This is a genomic window from Oleiphilus sp. HI0123 (assembly GCF_001635315.1).
In genome coordinates, this window is sequence record NZ_LWGE01000388.1 from 1 (window position 1) to 1089 (window position 1089).

Consider the following 1089-nt stretch of genomic DNA (forward strand, 5'->3'; position numbering starts at 1 on the left):
ATTCGCCGTCGCAATTCCCGCATCAGAGAAGTTTGTAAATACACCTGGAACCGATGCACCCTGATCATACAAGGCCCACTGAATACCAAGTTTGTCATTCAGGTCATCTTTAATTTCAACTATCGCAGCCTCGATCAGTACCTGAGCTCGGCGAACATCAAGTTGCTCAATGACACCATCGAGCTCCTGAATCACTGAAGGTTCTGCTCTAATAACCAGCGCATTCAAACCTTCATCAGCATAAACACTCGCTTCTGAAGATTGGCTTTTACCCTTACCCTTAGCACCCTCACTACTAATATCGCCCATTAGCCCCTTTAACAACTCAGCTAACTCTCCAGCATCCGCATGTTTAAGTCGGACTACCTTGGTTTTACCACCCGTGGATGAAGGTTGATCCAGTTTGGCTATCAACTCTCGCATTTTCTCCCGGAATGCCTCATCGCCTCGAAGGATAAGCCGATTGCTGCGCTGATCTGCAACAACACTAAATTTATTGCCGCCACTTTTTCCTTTAGCTTTACTCAGCTCGCTAGGTGCTAACTCTTCTAAGAGCTTTACCATATCACCAACCCATGCTTCTTTAAGCTGAACAACTTCAAGTTCATATTTAGAAGGGCTATCCAGCTCATCAATAATCTTACTAATTCGTTTTATGTTCGCCAGGTGATCACTAATAATCAAAGCATTGGCAGCTGCGACACCCGCAAGGTGTCCATATTTTGCCACCATCGGTCTAAGAATCGGAACCAACTCTAAAGCACGAGCATTGTTAACCTGAATTACCCGCGTAACGATTTGCTCTGATGGTACCTTTTTCAAAAAACGATCGTTCTGAGCACTCTGCTTGGCATCATTTTGTCTGACAATCTTGATCACTTCCTGGCCAGGTATCGCTGCAAAGCCATGCACCCCCAAGACGGATAAAAACATTTCGTAAACAGCAGATTTATTCATTGAAGCATTAGAAATAACCGTGACCTTACCCTTAACTCGAGGGTCAATAACAAAGCTATAACCTGTTATATCGGCAACCTGACTAACAAATGCTCTGACATCCGCATCCTTCAGATTTACCTTCCAGGTTTG

General features: G+C 44.4%; 1 protein-coding gene. It reads right to left on the reverse strand.

Features of this window, described 5'->3' with window-relative positions; all coding sequences use genetic code 11:
* The coding region (locus A3761_RS03675) for a secretin N-terminal domain-containing protein (protein ID WP_304439577.1) at positions 1-1089 on the reverse strand (1089 nt) is incomplete at both ends.